The sequence below is a fragment of the Streptomyces sp. NPDC097617 genome (assembly GCF_044761485.1).
In the GTDB taxonomy this organism is placed as follows: Bacteria; Actinomycetota; Actinomycetes; order Streptomycetales; family Streptomycetaceae; genus Streptomyces.
Genome location: NZ_JBIWCL010000002.1, coordinates 461698 through 475122 on the forward strand (window position 1 = coordinate 461698; position 13425 = coordinate 475122).

Here is a 13425-nt window from a genome sequence, read left to right on the forward strand (position 1 = left end):
TCGCGGCGGGCCGCCGCACCCCGGGCGCGGTGATTGGGTGACGCCGGACCCGCCAGGGCCGCCGTCACCCCCGACGGCGCGGGGTGGCGGTGCGAAGGAGGCAGTCCGCCGTGAGTTCCACCGAGGGCGTACCCCGGGGTGTGATCCCCGCGCACTTGCTACGGGGCCAGAAGGCACTGGTGACGGGCGCGAACTCCGGGATCGGCAAGGCAACGGCGATCGGCATGGGCCGGGCCGGGGCGGACGTGGTCGTGAACTACGTGTCCGGGCGCGAGGAGGCCGAGAAGGTCGTCGAGGAGATCGCCTCCTTCGGGGTGCGCGCCGCGGCGTACGAGGCGGACGTGTCCGACGAGGCCCAGGTCGTGGCCATGACGAACCGCATGGTCGAGGAGTTCGGGACCATCGACATCCTCGTCGCCAACGCCGGACTCCAGCGGGACTCCGCCTTCACCGAGATGACCCTCGCCCAGTGGCAGAAGGTCATCGACGTCAACCTCACCGGGCAGTTCCTGTGCGCCCGCGAAGCGACGAAGGAGTTCCTGCGGCGCGGGGTCGTCCCGGAGGTCTCCAGCTCCGCGGGCAAGATCATCTGCATGAGTTCGGTGCACCAGATCATCCCCTGGGCCGGGCACGTGAACTACGCCTCCTCCAAGGGCGGCGTGCAGATGATGATGGAGACCCTGGCCCAGGAGCTCGCCCCGCAGAAGATCCGCGTCAACGCGATCGCCCCCGGCGCCATCCGGACGCCCATCAACCGCAGCGCCTGGGACACGGCGCAGGCCGAGCAGGACCTGCTCAAGCTGATCCCGTACGGCCGTGTGGGCGACCCGGCGGACATCGCGCACGCGGCTGTCGGCCTCGCCTCGGACCTCATGGACTACGTCGTGGGCGCCACGCTCTACGTGGACGGCGGGATGACCCTCTTCCCGGGCTTCGCCACCGGCGGCTGACCTCCATCCGCTCAGCCCCGGGGAGGGACGCATGCACACCACGCTCCACCTGCTGGCCGAGGCACCGCCTCAGATGCTGCCGGCCCGCTCGCTCATGGCCTTCACCCTCGCCTCGCACATCATCCTGGTGCCCATGGGCGTGGCGCTGCCGCTGATCACCCTGATCATGCACGGCTACGGGCTGCGGCGCGGCGACGCGACCGCCCTGCTGCTGGCGCGCCGCTGGTCGGCGGTCATGGCGGTGCAGTTCGCCATCGGCGTCGTCACGGGCACCGTCCTGTCCTTCGAGTTCGGCCTGCTGTGGCCGGGTCTGATGGGCCGGTGGGGCGACGTGTTCGGGATCGGCTTCGGCGTCGAGGCATGGGCCTTCTTCCTGGAGGCCGTCCTCATCGCCATCTACCTCTACGGATGGCGCCGACTGCCCGCCCGTACCCATTTCCTCCTCGGGCTGCCGCTGCCGGTGACGGCCCTGCTGGGCGCCTTCGGCATCCTGGCGGCCAACTCCTGGATGAACACCCCGCAGGGCTTCTCCCTCGACGCCGAGGGCAACCCCGTCGACGTGGACGTCCGCAAGGCGATCTTCACCCCGATGTTCGGGCCGCAGTACTGGCACTTCGTCGTGGCGATGCTGGTCACCGCCGGGTTCGTGGTGGCCGGTGTCTACGCCGTCGGCTGGCTGCGCGGGCGCCGCGACCGCTACCACCGCCTCGGCTTCACCGTTCCGTTCACGGTCGCGGCCGTGTTCACTCCCGTCCAGTTCATGCTGGGCGACGCCATCGCCCGCGCGGTGTTCCAGAAGCAGCCGGTGAAGTTCGCGGCGATGGAGATCGTCTGGAACACCGACACGCACGTCCCGGAGTACCTCTTCGGCCGCCTGCACCCCGACGGGACCGTCTCCGGCGGGATCAAGATCCCGCAACTCGACTCCATCCTGGCCGGCTTCAGCCCCGACACCGAGGTGCACGGGCTGGCGACCGTACCGGCGGCGGACCGGCCCACCGTGGCCCAGGCCACCCTCGTCCACTGGACCTTCGACATCATGGTGGGCATCGGCTCGGTGCTCCTGCTGCTGGTCATCTGGTATGCGTTCATCTGGTGGCGACGCCGCCGGCTGCCCGCCTCGCCGTGGTTCTACCGCAGCGCCGCCTGCGCCGGCGTGGCCAGTGTCATCGCCGTCGAGTGCGGCTGGATCACCACCGAGGTGGGCCGCCAGCCATGGATCGTCTACCAGAACATGCGGGTCGCCGAAGCGGTGACCGGAGCCCGCTCCAGCTCCTTGTGGACCATGTTCGGGGTGGTCGTCGTCGTGTACGTCCTCATCTTCGGCTCCTTCCTGGCCGTACTCCTGAAGATGCGCACCCGATGGCGCCTGGACGACGAACGAAGCCTCGAGGCGGGCACGATGGCGACACCGGAGACCGACACCCCCTACGGACCCCGCTCGGCCGTCGCGGCCGGCGACGCCCCCGCTCCGGGGAACGGCGAGGGCACGGCACCGACCGAGGACGGCAGGCCGTGACCGCCGCCGGTGTGGTCGCCGCCGTCCTGCTCCTCGCGGTGGCCGCCTACGCCTGCGCCGGGGGCACCGACTACGGCGCGGGCTTCTGGGACCTGACGGCGGGCGGCGCGGAGCGCGGGAAGCGCCCCCGCTGGCTCATCGACCACGCCATGGCCCCGGTCTGGGAGGTCAACAACGTCTGGCTGATCTTCGTCCTGGTCATCATGTGGACCGGGTTCCCGGTGTTCTTCCAGACCGTCTTCTCCGCGATGTGGCTGCCGCTGGCCCTCGCCGTCATCGGCATCGTGCTGCGCGGCGCCGGCTTCGCGCTGCGCAAGCCCACCCGCAGGATCGCCGGACGGCGCGTCTACGGGGCCGTGTTCGCGGTCTCCTCGCTCCTCACCCCGTTCTTCCTCGGTGCCGCCGCGGGCGGGATCGCCTCGGGGCGGGTGGGACCGGGCACCGAGCCGACGGCGCACGCCTGGTTCAACCCGACCTCCGTCTTCTTCGGCCTGCTGGCCGTCGTCGGCACGGCCCTGCTCGGTGCGGTGTTCCTGGCCGCGGACGCCGTCCGCTACGAATCCGCCGACCTGCACGCCTACTTCCGGCGGCGGGCCCTGGCCGCCCTCGCCGCCTTCGCCGTGCTGGGGGCGGTCACGCTGACCGTCGCCCACGGCGACGCACCCCACCTGTGGCACGGCCTCACCCACGGCGCCGGGCTCGTCCTCGTCATCATGTCCGCACTGGCCACGCTCGTCACGGCGTGGCTGCTGCTGCGCACCTCCGGGGCGTGGTCCCGGCCGGCGGCCGTCGTCCTCATGGCCTCGGCCGTGCTCGCGTGGGGCGTGGCGCAGCGCCCGTACCTCATCCCGGGCCGGCTGACGGTGGCCGAGGCGGCAGGGGCGCCCAGCACCCTGCACTGGCTGCTCATCGTGACCGCCGTGGCGGCGGTCCTGGTCTTCCCGGCCGTGGCCTTCCTGTACCGGCTGGACACCCGCGGCGAACTGGAACCCCTCACGGACGCCGACCTGCGCCGGGGCGGTCCGGAGCCCGAGGGCTGACGCACCGCCGGTCGGGGCCCGCACGGGACGCGCAGAATGGAACCTTCGCCAGCCACTGCCGTACCGAGAGCGACTGCCATGAACCTTCTTCCCGCGGACCCGACCGTGCTCCACCCGTTTCCGGACCAGCCACGCGTGGTGCTGCTCAAGCCGCTGCTGACGTCACCGCTGATCGAGGCCGGGGAGTACTCCTACTACGACGACCCGGAGCATCCGACCGAGTTCGAGACCAGGAACGTCCTCTACCACTACGGGCCGGAGAAGCTGGTCATCGGGAAGTTCTGCGCGCTGGGCACCGGGGTCCGGTTCATCATGAACGGGGCCAACCACCGCATGGACGGCCCCTCCACGTTCCCCTTCCCCATCATGGGCGGCTCCTGGGCCGAGCACTTCGACCTGCTCTCCGGCCTCCCGGCCAAGGGGGACACCGTCGTCGGCAATGACGTCTGGTGCGGCTACAACACCATGGTCATGCCCGGAGTGCGCATCGGGCACGGCGCCGTCATCGCCTCCGGCGCCGTCGTGGTCGACGACGTCCCCGACTACGGCATCGTCGGCGGCAACCCGGCCCGGCTCATCCGCACCCGTTTCAGCGACGAGGACATCGCCCGCCTGCTCGCGATCGCCTGGTGGGACTGGCCCGCGGCGCACCTCGGCGCACACATCAGGACCGTCATGTCCGGCACCGTCGACGCCCTCGACAAGGCCGCCCCCCGCCCCTGAGAGGAGGCGGAACTCCTACGACCCGGTGCGCCGGTTCAGGGCCGCGTCGAGGGTGATCGCCGCGTCGATGAGGGCGAGGTGGGTGAACGCCTGTGGGAAGTTGCCCAGTTGGCGTCCGGTCAGGTCGATCTCCTCCGAGTACAGGCCCAGGTGATTGGCGTAGCCCAGCATCTTCTCCAGGACGAGCCGGGCCTGGTCGATCCGGCCGGCCCGGGCCAGCGCGTCGACGTACATGAAGGTGCACAGGGAGAACGTGCCCTCGGAGCCGCGCAGGCCGTCCGGCGACGCCTCCGGGTTGTAGCGGTACACCAGGCTGTCGGAGACCAGTTCCTGTTCCATCGCATCGAGGGTGGAGGACCACATCGGGTCCTGGGGGGTGAGGAAACCGACCGTGGGCATGCGCAGCAGTGACGAGTCCAGGACCCCGCTGCCGTAGTGCTGGACGAACACGCCGCGCTCCTCGTTCCACCCCCGCGTCATGACCTGTTCGAAGATCCGGTCCCGGGTGGCGCTCCAGTGCTGGGCCGGTGCGGGCCGCCCGCTGACGTCAGCGAGCCGTAGCGCGCGGTCGAACGCCACCCAGGACATCACGCGTCCGTAGGTGAAGTCCTGGGCCCCGCCGCGGGTCTCCCACAGGCCCTCGTCGGCCGAGTCCCAGTGGTCCGCCAGCCACTCCAGCACGTGCAGGAGGCCGGTCCATCCGCGGTAGCCCAGGTGGATGCCGTGGCCCTGCGCGAAGGAGATGCTGTCCAACGCCTCGCCGTAGATGTCCATCTGGAGCTGGGTGGCCGCTCCGTTCCCGATGCGCACGGGGGCGGAGCCCTCGTAGCCCTCCCAGTGGTCCAGGGTCTCCTCCTTGAGGTCGGAGGAGCCGTCGACCGCGTACATGATGTTCAGTGGCCCGGTGTCCCCCTCGTCGCCCGCCCGTTCCTGGATCCGGTCGCCGAGCCACCCGATGAACGCCTGCGCCTCCTGCGTGAAGCCCATGCCGAGCAGGGCGTACACCGAGAACGAGGCGTCCCGGATCCACGTGTAGCGGTAGTCCCAGTTGCGCTCGCCGCCGAGTTGCTCGGGCAGGCCGGCAGTGGGGGCGGCGACCACGGCGCCGGTGGGGGCGTAGGTCATCAGCTTCAGGGTGACGGCGGAGCGCTCCACCGCCTCGCGCCAGCGGCCGGTGTAGCGGGAGGCGCTCAGCCAGGTCCGCCAGTAGTCGATGGTGGCGTGGAAGAGCTCCTCGTACTCGGTGAGGCGGATCTGCCGGGGCGGCCCGTCGGCGGCGGACTCCAGGATCAGTCCGCGCTGCTGTCCCGCCTCGAGGCGCAGGGTGAGGTGCAGATCGTGGTCGCCGGTGAGGATGTGGCCCAGTCGCTCGTCCTGCGGTTCCCGGATCGTGTGGACGGTCAGGGTGCTGCCGGGGGCGGCGAACACCGCCCCGTTCTCCGTCAGGTGCAGCTCGTGCGGCTTGCGCCCGTAGTCGAACCGTGGCGCGATCTCGACGTCGAAGCTCATGCTGCCGCGCACGCAGCGGACCATGCGGACCAGCCGGTGCCGGGCCGTGACCGTGGTGCCGGTCAGGGGCATGAAGTCGACGACCTCGCCGGCTCCGGCCTCGGTCATGAAGCGGGTCACCAGGATCGCGGTGTCGGGAAGGTACAACTGCTTCGTCGCGTACGTCGCGTGGGCGGGGCGGACCGTGCAGTGGCCGCCCTTGCCCTTGTCCAGCAGGGCTCCGAACACGCTGGGCGCATCGAAGCGCGGACAGCAGAACCAGTCGACCACTCCGTCGGAGGTCACCAGCGCCGCGGTCTGCAGATCGCCTATCAGGCCGTGGTTCTCGATCAGCGGGTACTCGTCCATCAGGGCGTCCCTTCCGGCATGCGTCGCCGCCCGGATCTCGGCCCCCCGAACCAGCGTATGCCGGGCCCGCGGCACCGTCCCGCCGAGCCGCCGCCCCGCGTCCCGCGTCCCGCACCGTACGGTGTAGGAGGTGGGGCGTACGGCGTGCGGCGCGGGGCCGCTTCAGGCGCCGCTACCGGGGCCGCTTCCGGTGCCACGGTCGGGTGCGCTCATGTCCCCCGTCGCGGGAATGCCGCCGGCGAGCCCGTAGCGCAGGTACACCGTGCCCTTCGGACCGGCTTCCGGCGGCGCGAGGAGCGTGATGTTGGTGGGCACCGCGCCGTCGTCGAAGACCTTCTTGCCTACGCCGAGCACGATCGGGTGCAGCCAGAGGTCGATGCGGTCGAAGAGCTTCTCGCGCAGGAGGCTCTGCACGAGGTTCAGGCTCCCGACGACCTTCACGTTCTCGTGGCGGTCCCGGATCTCGCGCACCGCGCCGGAACCCGGCTCCTACCGCGCCGGCGCCGCGCCCCCGGACGGCACCGGCCGCGCCGGCGGTACGGTCCCGAGGTGCGGCGCGGCCTCGTCGGCGGTGTGGGAGGAGGCGAAGGTGAACGCACGGGGGGACGGCCCGTGCGCCCGCAGGTCCGCCAGGCGCTCCAGGGCCTCACCGACGGTGGGGAGGTGCCCGGCGGGCACCCACCACAGCACCATGTGCGCCTCGACGTGCCGCGCGAACCAGTCGCGGCGCCGCCGCATCACCTCCAGGTGCCCGCTGCGGTAGGCGAAGTCCCACAGGGCCTCCTGCGTCTCCCACACCGACAGGTTGACGATGACGGCCTCACCCGCCGGGCGCAGGCCGGTGGCGTCGGCCGCTCCCTCCTCCACGAGCCGCCAGACGAAGCCGGGCGCGGTGTCGGCGGCGGCGTTGACCGGATCGAGCATCTCGACGAACGGCGCCGTGCGCGGGTCGTCGATGGGGTGGAGGAGCGTGGCGACGTTGAGCTGGGCGAGGTGGGTGGCATGCGGGGATGCGGTCATGGCCTCATCCCAGCACAGCCCCGTTTTCTATGTCAATGATCGTTGTTTTTAGAATCTTCCAGCACCACACAGCACTCCCCCGGCCGGGCGTCCATGCGCGCACGGACCGGGCCGTCCGTACCGAGCAGTCCTTCCAGCAGCGCGAGATTCATGCCGCAGACGAGCGGCGGGAAGCGTTCGGCGACGGCATGGAAGGGGCAGTTGCGCATCCGCACGACGCGCGCGACCTCCTCGGCCCCGTCGGCTCGGTCACCACCGTCGGCTCGGTCACCACCGTCGGCTCCGTCACCACCGTCGGCTCCGTCACCACCGTCACCACCGTCGGCGCGCTCGACGTGCGGTTCGTAGCCCCGGGCGGCCAGCAGCTCCATGGCTTGCTCGAGGCCGCCGCAGGGCGCCGCCGAACCGCGCAGGGTCTCACCCCGGCGGCGCGCGGCAGCGCACAGCGCGGCGTCCAGCCCGGCCTGCTCGGCGGCCTCGGCGAGCAGCTCGGCGGCGGTGCGGTAGTCACGAGCGGGCAGCGACACCGACCGCTCGGCCCGCGAGCGCGTGTAGACCTTGGCCGGACGGCCGGCCCCCGGACCCGAGCGGCCCGCGAGCCGGCGGCTGCCGCTCTCCAGCAGCCCGGCCTGCGTCAGCCTGTCCAGATGGTGCGCGGCGAGGGTGCGTGCCACCCCGGCCGCCTCGGCGGCCTCGTTGCGGCCGACCTCGCGGCCCTGCGCCACCACGTACGCGTACAGGCGGCGCCGCACCGGGTCCTGCAATACCGCGATCGCATCGATGTCCTTCACGCGGCCATTCTAGGAACAACGCAGGTTGGACATAGAAGCCGTCCTCGGCCGGGCCACGGCGTTTCGAGGGCGCGCTCAGAGTCCGTCGCCCCACCCGAAGGTGACCTTGTAGGCGCGCTGGAGTGCGTGCGGGCCGCGGTCCCCGTCGGCGAGGGCCCACACGAGGGCCGCACCGAACCAGAGCAGAAGGACTGCGCCGAGGATGCCCAGAGCGACCGGCTTGCCGTACAGGCCGAGGAGGGCCACGTTGACGTCACGATGCCCGCGCAGGGGGTGGGCTACCAGCGCATGCGGACGTCCTCGGCCCATCCCAGCAGCCGGTCCACCACGATCTGCTCCCCGTCGTCCGTGCGGATCGAGCCCGTGTAGTGGCCGAAGCACTGGTCCGTACGGTTGGCGAGGAGGCCGATGTCGGTGCGCGTGGACCGGTTGTGGAACGGGGTGAACACCAGGTCCACCCGGCCCGGTTCGGCGCTGCGGATCGACCACGGCGCCAGGTGGTCGCCCCGGGACCAGTGCCACTCCAGCTCTTGTCCGATCTTGCTGATCCGGCCGTCCACGCACACCGCGTTCTCCGTCGCCCCGGTACCGCGCGTCCAGCGGCCGCCGAACTGCAGCCCGACCGTCCGGCCGTCCGTGCGCCCGGAGGCAGCGCCCCAGTTCCACGCCACCGAGCGGGGCCACCGGCCCCGACCGTGGTCCAGGGTGCCCCAGGCGTCGTCGCCGAACTCCAGCACGTCGTCGCCGATGCGCAGCGTGCCGGACGCGGGCCGGGCCGTGTGCTTGGAGGTGTACTGGAAGCGGTGCTCGTCCCAGGGCACCACCACGGAGAGGGTCTCGTGCCCGGCGGGCATCGCGACCAGCAGGTCCACCTCCACCGGAAGGCCCTGCGGGCTCAGACAGCGCGCCCGCAGACGGGTGGCCGGGCCCTCGCCGCGGATCTCGATCCGCACCCGGCCCCCGGTCGGCCGCGGCGGTCCGACCACGAGCGGGGGAGATCCCGGTTCCGGAGCTCCGGCGACGGTGTCGGGGAGGCGGACGCCGAACCCGCCGGGCACGATCGCGCTGCGCTCGAACTCCCTGGCTCCCGCGCCGAATTCCAGGACGTAGATCGACTTCAGGGCCAGATGGTCGAGGTCGCTCACGGTGAGGGCCACCAGGTGGGTCGGCGTCGTCACGCACCAGTACTCCCAGCGCTTGGTCCGCCCCCAGCCGGGAATCCGGCAGCGGTGCAGCGGCCGGCGCGACCAGCCGACCGCGGCCGGGTCGATCCTTCCGTCGGGACGGCACAGGTCGACGGGAGCTGCGATCTCACGTTCGTGCGTGGCCATGGCCGGACCCTACCCACCACGCGGGCACCGGAGCGGGCCGTCGCGAGAACCGGCTCCCCGGCCGCGCGAGGGTGTTGTCAGTGGTTCCTCGTAGCGTTCTGCACATGACGCGAACCGCACACACCTTCGCCTACGCCGGACCTTCCGCGCTGACCGGTGCCGGTACGAACCGCACCCTGGGCCTGGAGACCGCGGGCGGGCTGACCCCGGCCGGCGCCGAGGCTCATCCCCGGTTCTTCACCGGTTTCCTGAGTGAGCCCCAGGCTGCCGCCCGAGGCCTGCTGGCCGTCGCGGACGTGGCCGCGGCCCGCTACTTCCGGCGGACCCAACGGGCTTCCCTGGACCCCGTGGTCACGGGCAACGGCGACCGGCTGCGCTTCGAGTCCTTCTCCGGATGCTGCGGGGTCTACGCCCGCCTCGACGTCCTGCCCGAGGGCCTGCTCGGGGCCGACACCGGCCACGGCACCACCAATGTCGACGTCAACAACCCGCTGCGCGAAGCGCTGTCGCGGCTCACCGGCGACAACCCTCTGCACCTGCGGGTCGGCCCCGACGAGATGGCCGTGACCACCCTCGACGGCCCGATCGTCGAGAAGAAGGTGCCGCTGCCCGACCGCTGGCTGCGCGGCTTCGCCGAATCCCAGGCCATCACCACCGGGTTCGACCTCCGCGCGGAGCTGACCGCCGCCGAAACCGTCCGCTTCCTGCGCTCGCTCCCGCGCAGCGGCTCCGCCGGCGGAGCCGCGGGCGGCGCCCTGTGGGTGGTGCCCGCGGGCCGGACCCTGCGCCCCACCACCCGCCCCGTACCGGGTGCGGTCTGCCTGCCCGGCCCCGAACGCCTCGCCGCCTTCCAGCGCGTACTGCGGCAGGCCACCGGCCTGCGCGTGTACGGTCCGGCGGCCGACGGCGCCGCCCCGACCGCCTCCGCCTGGGAGGTCGCCCTGCCCGGTATGCGGCTCACGCTCACCCTCTCCCCCGAGGCCGACCGCGGATTCTCCGGTGAGGGCAGCGTCCTGGAGGCCCTCGCCACCGACACCGCCGCCGAGGACGCCGAGCTGGTGTCCGTCCTGCTCGCCTGGGAGCCGCGCATCGACCCGGCCGATCTCGCCGAGCAGTCGGGCCTCGCGGTGGAGCGGGTCCGCGCCGCCCTCACCCGGCTCGGTACGGACGGCCGGGTCGGCTACGACCTCGCCGAAGCCGCGTACTTCCACCGCGAACTGCCCTACGACGCCCGGCGCGCCGAGCGTCACAACCCCCGCCTCGTCGCCGCCCGCGCCCTGCTGGCGCAGGACGCCGTCACCCTCGACGGCCCGCTCACCGCGCAGGTCGCCTCGGGCGAACGCCGGTACGCGGTGCGCGATCGCGGCGGCGCCCTGAGCTGCACCTGCCAGTGGTGGGCCGACTACCGGGGCCGCCGCGGCCCCTGCAAGCATGCCCTCGCCACCCGTATGGCCCGCCGGGCCGCGGCGACCGCCGCCGCACCCGCCGCCGCACCCGCCGACGCCACCTCCCGCTCCACCGCCGAGACCGCCAACACCGCCGCCGGATACGTACGATGACCGCCCCTGCCGACATCCTCGCCGCCGTCCGGGCGGGCCGCACCCGCCAACTGCCGGACCTGCTCAAGCCGCTGGAGCGAGCCCAGCGCCGGGACCTGCTGGCCGAGCTGAAGGAGCTGCGCCGCGAACTGCGGGCCGCCGGCTGGGACCGCTGGCAGGAACGCGACCTGATGAGCACGGCGCTGCTGGTCGCGGGCACCGCCTGCCAGACCGGAGCCGCTGCCGCGGCCTCCTGGATCGGTGGCCGCGACATGCGCCGATGGCGCAGCACTCCCGAAGGCGCCCTGCTCGACGTACTCGCGGACCGGGACGCCGCATGGCTCGGCGACCTCGCCCACCGGCTGGCCGCGCGGCCCTCCACCGTCCAGGAGGACTACGGGCTGATCCTCGAACTCGTCCGCCGGGCGGACTGCCCGATGCCCACCACCGACGGCTGCGTCGAGGGCTGGGCGATGGCCGCGGGGTCCTCCCGCGCCCCGCTCACCGGCACACTGCGCGGCGACCGCCACCTCGCGGCCTTCGTCCCGCGCCTGTTCGAGACCCCCGAACCGGTCGGCGTCCTCACCTGGCAGTGCGATGCGGACGACCCCGGCCACTGGCCCACCGCGCTGGCCACCCTCGCCGGCGAGGGCCTGCTCGACCGTACCGCGCTCCTCGTCGGCTGCACCGCCCGCCTGCTGCGGGGCGGTACGGCCCTCCAGCTGAAGCCGTACCGGGCCGTCCTGGAGGCGCTGCGGCCCACCGAGGAGGAGGAGCGGGGACGGACCGCCGACTGGATCGCGCTCACCGCCGACGCGCCCTCCCCCGTCGCCGGTTACGCGCAGCAGGTGCTGGCAAGGCTGGCCGCCGCGGGCCATGTCACGACCGACGGACTGGCCGAGATGTCCGCCGCCGTGCTCTTCCGCCCCGAGAAGAAGCTCGTACGGGCCCAGCTCGTGCTGCTCGGCAGGCGGCTCAGCCGCGACCCGGCCGCCGCTCCCGAGCTGCTGCCGGTGCTCGGCGAGGCCTTCGGCCACGCGGACACCGACATCCAGGAACGGGCCCTGAAGCTGGCCGCCGCGCACCTCGGCGACGACGAGGCCCTGCGCGCCGCACTGGCCGACCGCGCCCACCTGCTGAGCCCGCTCCACCGCGCCCGCGCCGTGGAGGTCCTCGGCGCCGAAGCCGCTCCCGAGGAGGACACCGGCCCGTACCGGGAGCTCCTGCCGCCGCCCCCGATCCCCGTGGCGCTCGAGCCGGCCCCGGCGACCGTGGAGGAGACCGTGGAACTCGTCGCCGCCGTGGTCAACTCCCGTACCGAGCCCGTCGAGGAGTACGAGCGCGCCCTGGACGGCCTGGTCCGCCACGCCCACCGGGATCGAGCCGCCCTGGCCGCGGCACTGCGGCCCGCGCTCGCCGACCGCTACTGGCTCGACCCGGAACGCCGTCACCGGTACACGGGCGACCTGCCCGGCCTGGAACACGTGGCCGCCGCCGTGCTGGACGTCGGCCCCGCCGGGCCGGCGCCGCAGCCCCTCGCGACATGGCGCAGCGACTGCCACCACACCGACGCGGCCGTGGCCCGCCACGCCCGCGTGGCCGAGATCGCCCGGGCCGTCAGGACCCGTCCCCTGCCGTTCCTCCTGGCCACTCCCACCCTGCGCACCGGTGCCCTGGACCCGCGCACCCTGGTCGCCCGGCTCGCCGAGTACGCCCGCCTCGGCGAGCGCCCCGCCCCGGCGGACTTCGCCCAGGCGCTGCTCCGCGTCCGCCGCGACGCCTCCGCCCTGCCGGGGGCGGCGGCCCTGGGCACGTCCGAGGGGGACCGGCTGGCGGCCTGGCTCGGTGAGGGCGGTCGTCCCGCGGCCATCACCCGCCGCACCACCCCGGCCGGGTACCACCGCTACGGCGGGAACCCCGACCGCCTCGTGCTGGACATCGGCGAACGGGCCACCGTGGTCACGGAGTTCCCCGCGGAGTTCGGCGGCCTGGGCAGCGCCCGCCGGATAGCCGGGCGCTGCTGGGACGGGGAGGACAACGAGAGCCTGATCGCACTCCTGCCCGAGGACCGGGAGACCCTGGCCGCGTGGTCGCTGGCCGGGGTCACCTCCTGCGCCCTCGACGACGAACGCGGCGGGACCGGCATCCTGCCCGGGCTCGCCGCCGCCGGCGGCCCCGCCGGACCGGCCCTCCACCTCGCCGTCGCCACCGGGCTCGGCGCCCGTCACCCCGAGGACCGCCTGCGGGCGGTCGACGCGCTGCTCACCCTCGCGGGCCGCGGCGAGCTGGACACCGAACGCCTGGGAGCCGACCTCACCGAGCTGGTGGCGCTGGGCACGGTCAAGACCGGCCGACTCGCCGACTCACTGCGCACCGCGGCCGCGACCGGTGCCCACGCGACGACCTGGGCCGTCCTCGGCGCGGTCCTGCCCGCCCTGCTCACCGGCTCCGCCGACCCGCGCGGTACGGGGGAACTGCTGGAGACCGCCGCCGAGTGCGCGGAGCAGTCCGGGGCCGCCGCGCCGCACCCGGCCGGACTCGCCGAAACCGCGACCCGCCCCGGCCGCTCCCGACTGGTCACCCAGGCCGCCCGCCTCCACGCGGCCCTCGACCGCAACCAGGAGACCGCGACCCCGGTCGCGCGGTGAGCGGCGGA

General features: G+C 73.3%; 12 protein-coding genes. 6 read left to right on the forward strand and 6 right to left on the reverse strand.

Going from position 1 to position 13425, the window contains the following annotated elements:
* Positions 1-155: 155 nt before the first annotated feature.
* The 4 genes from ACIQZO_RS05385 to ACIQZO_RS05400 all read left to right on the forward strand — a co-directional run bounded on the left by ACIQZO_RS05385 (position 156) and on the right by ACIQZO_RS05400 (position 4232).
* Positions 156-950, forward strand: a complete 795-nt coding sequence (locus tag ACIQZO_RS05385) for an SDR family oxidoreductase (protein ID WP_403620913.1) — start codon at positions 156-158, stop codon at positions 948-950.
* A 31-nt stretch (positions 951-981) separates the two neighbouring features.
* Positions 982-2469: a cytochrome ubiquinol oxidase subunit I gene (locus tag ACIQZO_RS05390; RefSeq protein ID WP_403620418.1), complete on the forward strand. Its 1488-nt coding sequence runs from the start codon at positions 982-984 to the stop codon at positions 2467-2469.
* The gene (locus ACIQZO_RS05395; RefSeq protein ID WP_403620421.1) at positions 2466-3509 is read left to right on the forward strand and encodes a cytochrome d ubiquinol oxidase subunit II; all 1044 of its coding nucleotides are present in this window, start codon (positions 2466-2468) and stop codon (positions 3507-3509) included. Before ACIQZO_RS05390 ends, ACIQZO_RS05395 begins: the two co-directional genes overlap by 4 nt.
* Positions 3510-3587: 78 nt before the next feature.
* Positions 3588-4232: a CatB-related O-acetyltransferase gene (locus ACIQZO_RS05400; RefSeq protein ID WP_403620424.1), complete on the forward strand. Its 645-nt coding sequence runs from the start codon at positions 3588-3590 to the stop codon at positions 4230-4232.
* A 15-nt stretch (positions 4233-4247) separates the two neighbouring features.
* Here the strand turns inward: ACIQZO_RS05400 and ACIQZO_RS05405 are convergent, their stop codons facing one another.
* From ACIQZO_RS05405 to ACIQZO_RS05430, 6 genes are all read right to left on the reverse strand, one after another.
* Complete coding sequence (locus ACIQZO_RS05405; RefSeq protein WP_403620427.1) at positions 4248-6089, reverse strand: glycoside hydrolase family 15 protein; 1842 nt, start codon at positions 6087-6089, stop codon at positions 4248-4250.
* Between the two features lie 162 nt (positions 6090-6251).
* Positions 6252-6560 carry a dihydrofolate reductase family protein gene (locus ACIQZO_RS05410; protein ID WP_403620430.1) on the reverse strand — a complete coding sequence of 103 codons (309 nt, stop codon included), beginning with the start codon at positions 6558-6560 and terminating at the stop codon, positions 6252-6254.
* Between the two features lie 18 nt (positions 6561-6578).
* Complete coding sequence (locus tag ACIQZO_RS05415; protein WP_403620433.1) at positions 6579-7109, reverse strand: DUF3291 domain-containing protein; 531 nt, start codon at positions 7107-7109, stop codon at positions 6579-6581.
* 32 nt (positions 7110-7141) lie between these two features.
* Positions 7142-7900, reverse strand: a complete 759-nt coding sequence (locus ACIQZO_RS05420) for a helix-turn-helix transcriptional regulator (RefSeq protein ID WP_403620436.1) — start codon at positions 7898-7900, stop codon at positions 7142-7144.
* Positions 7901-7975: 75 nt separating this feature from the next.
* Positions 7976-8146 (reverse strand): hypothetical protein, encoded by a 171-nt coding sequence (locus ACIQZO_RS05425; RefSeq protein ID WP_403620439.1) that lies wholly within the window; start codon positions 8144-8146, stop codon positions 7976-7978.
* Positions 8147-8178: 32 nt separating this feature from the next.
* Positions 8179-9231 carry a DUF2804 domain-containing protein gene (locus ACIQZO_RS05430; protein ID WP_403620442.1) on the reverse strand — a complete coding sequence of 351 codons (1053 nt, stop codon included), beginning with the start codon at positions 9229-9231 and terminating at the stop codon, positions 8179-8181.
* Between the two features lie 104 nt (positions 9232-9335).
* Here ACIQZO_RS05430 and ACIQZO_RS05435 point away from each other — a divergent pair, with 104 nt between their 5' ends.
* Positions 9336-10790, forward strand: coding sequence for an SWIM zinc finger family protein (locus tag ACIQZO_RS05435; protein WP_403620444.1), 1455 nt, complete (start codon positions 9336-9338; stop codon positions 10788-10790).
* A complete protein-coding gene (locus tag ACIQZO_RS05440) occupies positions 10787-13417 on the forward strand; it encodes a DUF6493 family protein (RefSeq protein ID WP_403620446.1) in 2631 nt (876 codons plus the stop codon). The genes ACIQZO_RS05435 and ACIQZO_RS05440 overlap by 4 nt, the downstream gene beginning before the upstream one ends.
* The last annotated feature ends 8 nt before the right edge of the window (positions 13418-13425 follow it).

Bases quoted from the DNA above. Each gene is read 5' to 3' on its own strand.
- ACIQZO_RS05415 (WP_403620433.1), bottom strand. From the start codon at position 7,109: ATGACCGCATCCCCGCATGCCACCCACCTCGCCCAGCTCAACGTCGCC.
- ACIQZO_RS05390 (WP_403620418.1), top strand. From the start codon at position 982: ATGCACACCACGCTCCACCTGCTGGCCGAGGCACCGCCTCAGATGCTG.
- ACIQZO_RS05400 (WP_403620424.1), top strand. From the start codon at position 3,588: ATGAACCTTCTTCCCGCGGACCCGACCGTGCTCCACCCGTTTCCGGAC.
- ACIQZO_RS05405 (WP_403620427.1), bottom strand. From the start codon at position 6,089: ATGGACGAGTACCCGCTGATCGAGAACCACGGCCTGATAGGCGATCTG.
- ACIQZO_RS05440 (WP_403620446.1), top strand. From the start codon at position 10,787: ATGACCGCCCCTGCCGACATCCTCGCCGCCGTCCGGGCGGGCCGCACC.
- ACIQZO_RS05435 (WP_403620444.1), top strand. From the start codon at position 9,336: ATGACGCGAACCGCACACACCTTCGCCTACGCCGGACCTTCCGCGCTG.
- ACIQZO_RS05430 (WP_403620442.1), bottom strand. From the start codon at position 9,231: ATGGCCACGCACGAACGTGAGATCGCAGCTCCCGTCGACCTGTGCCGT.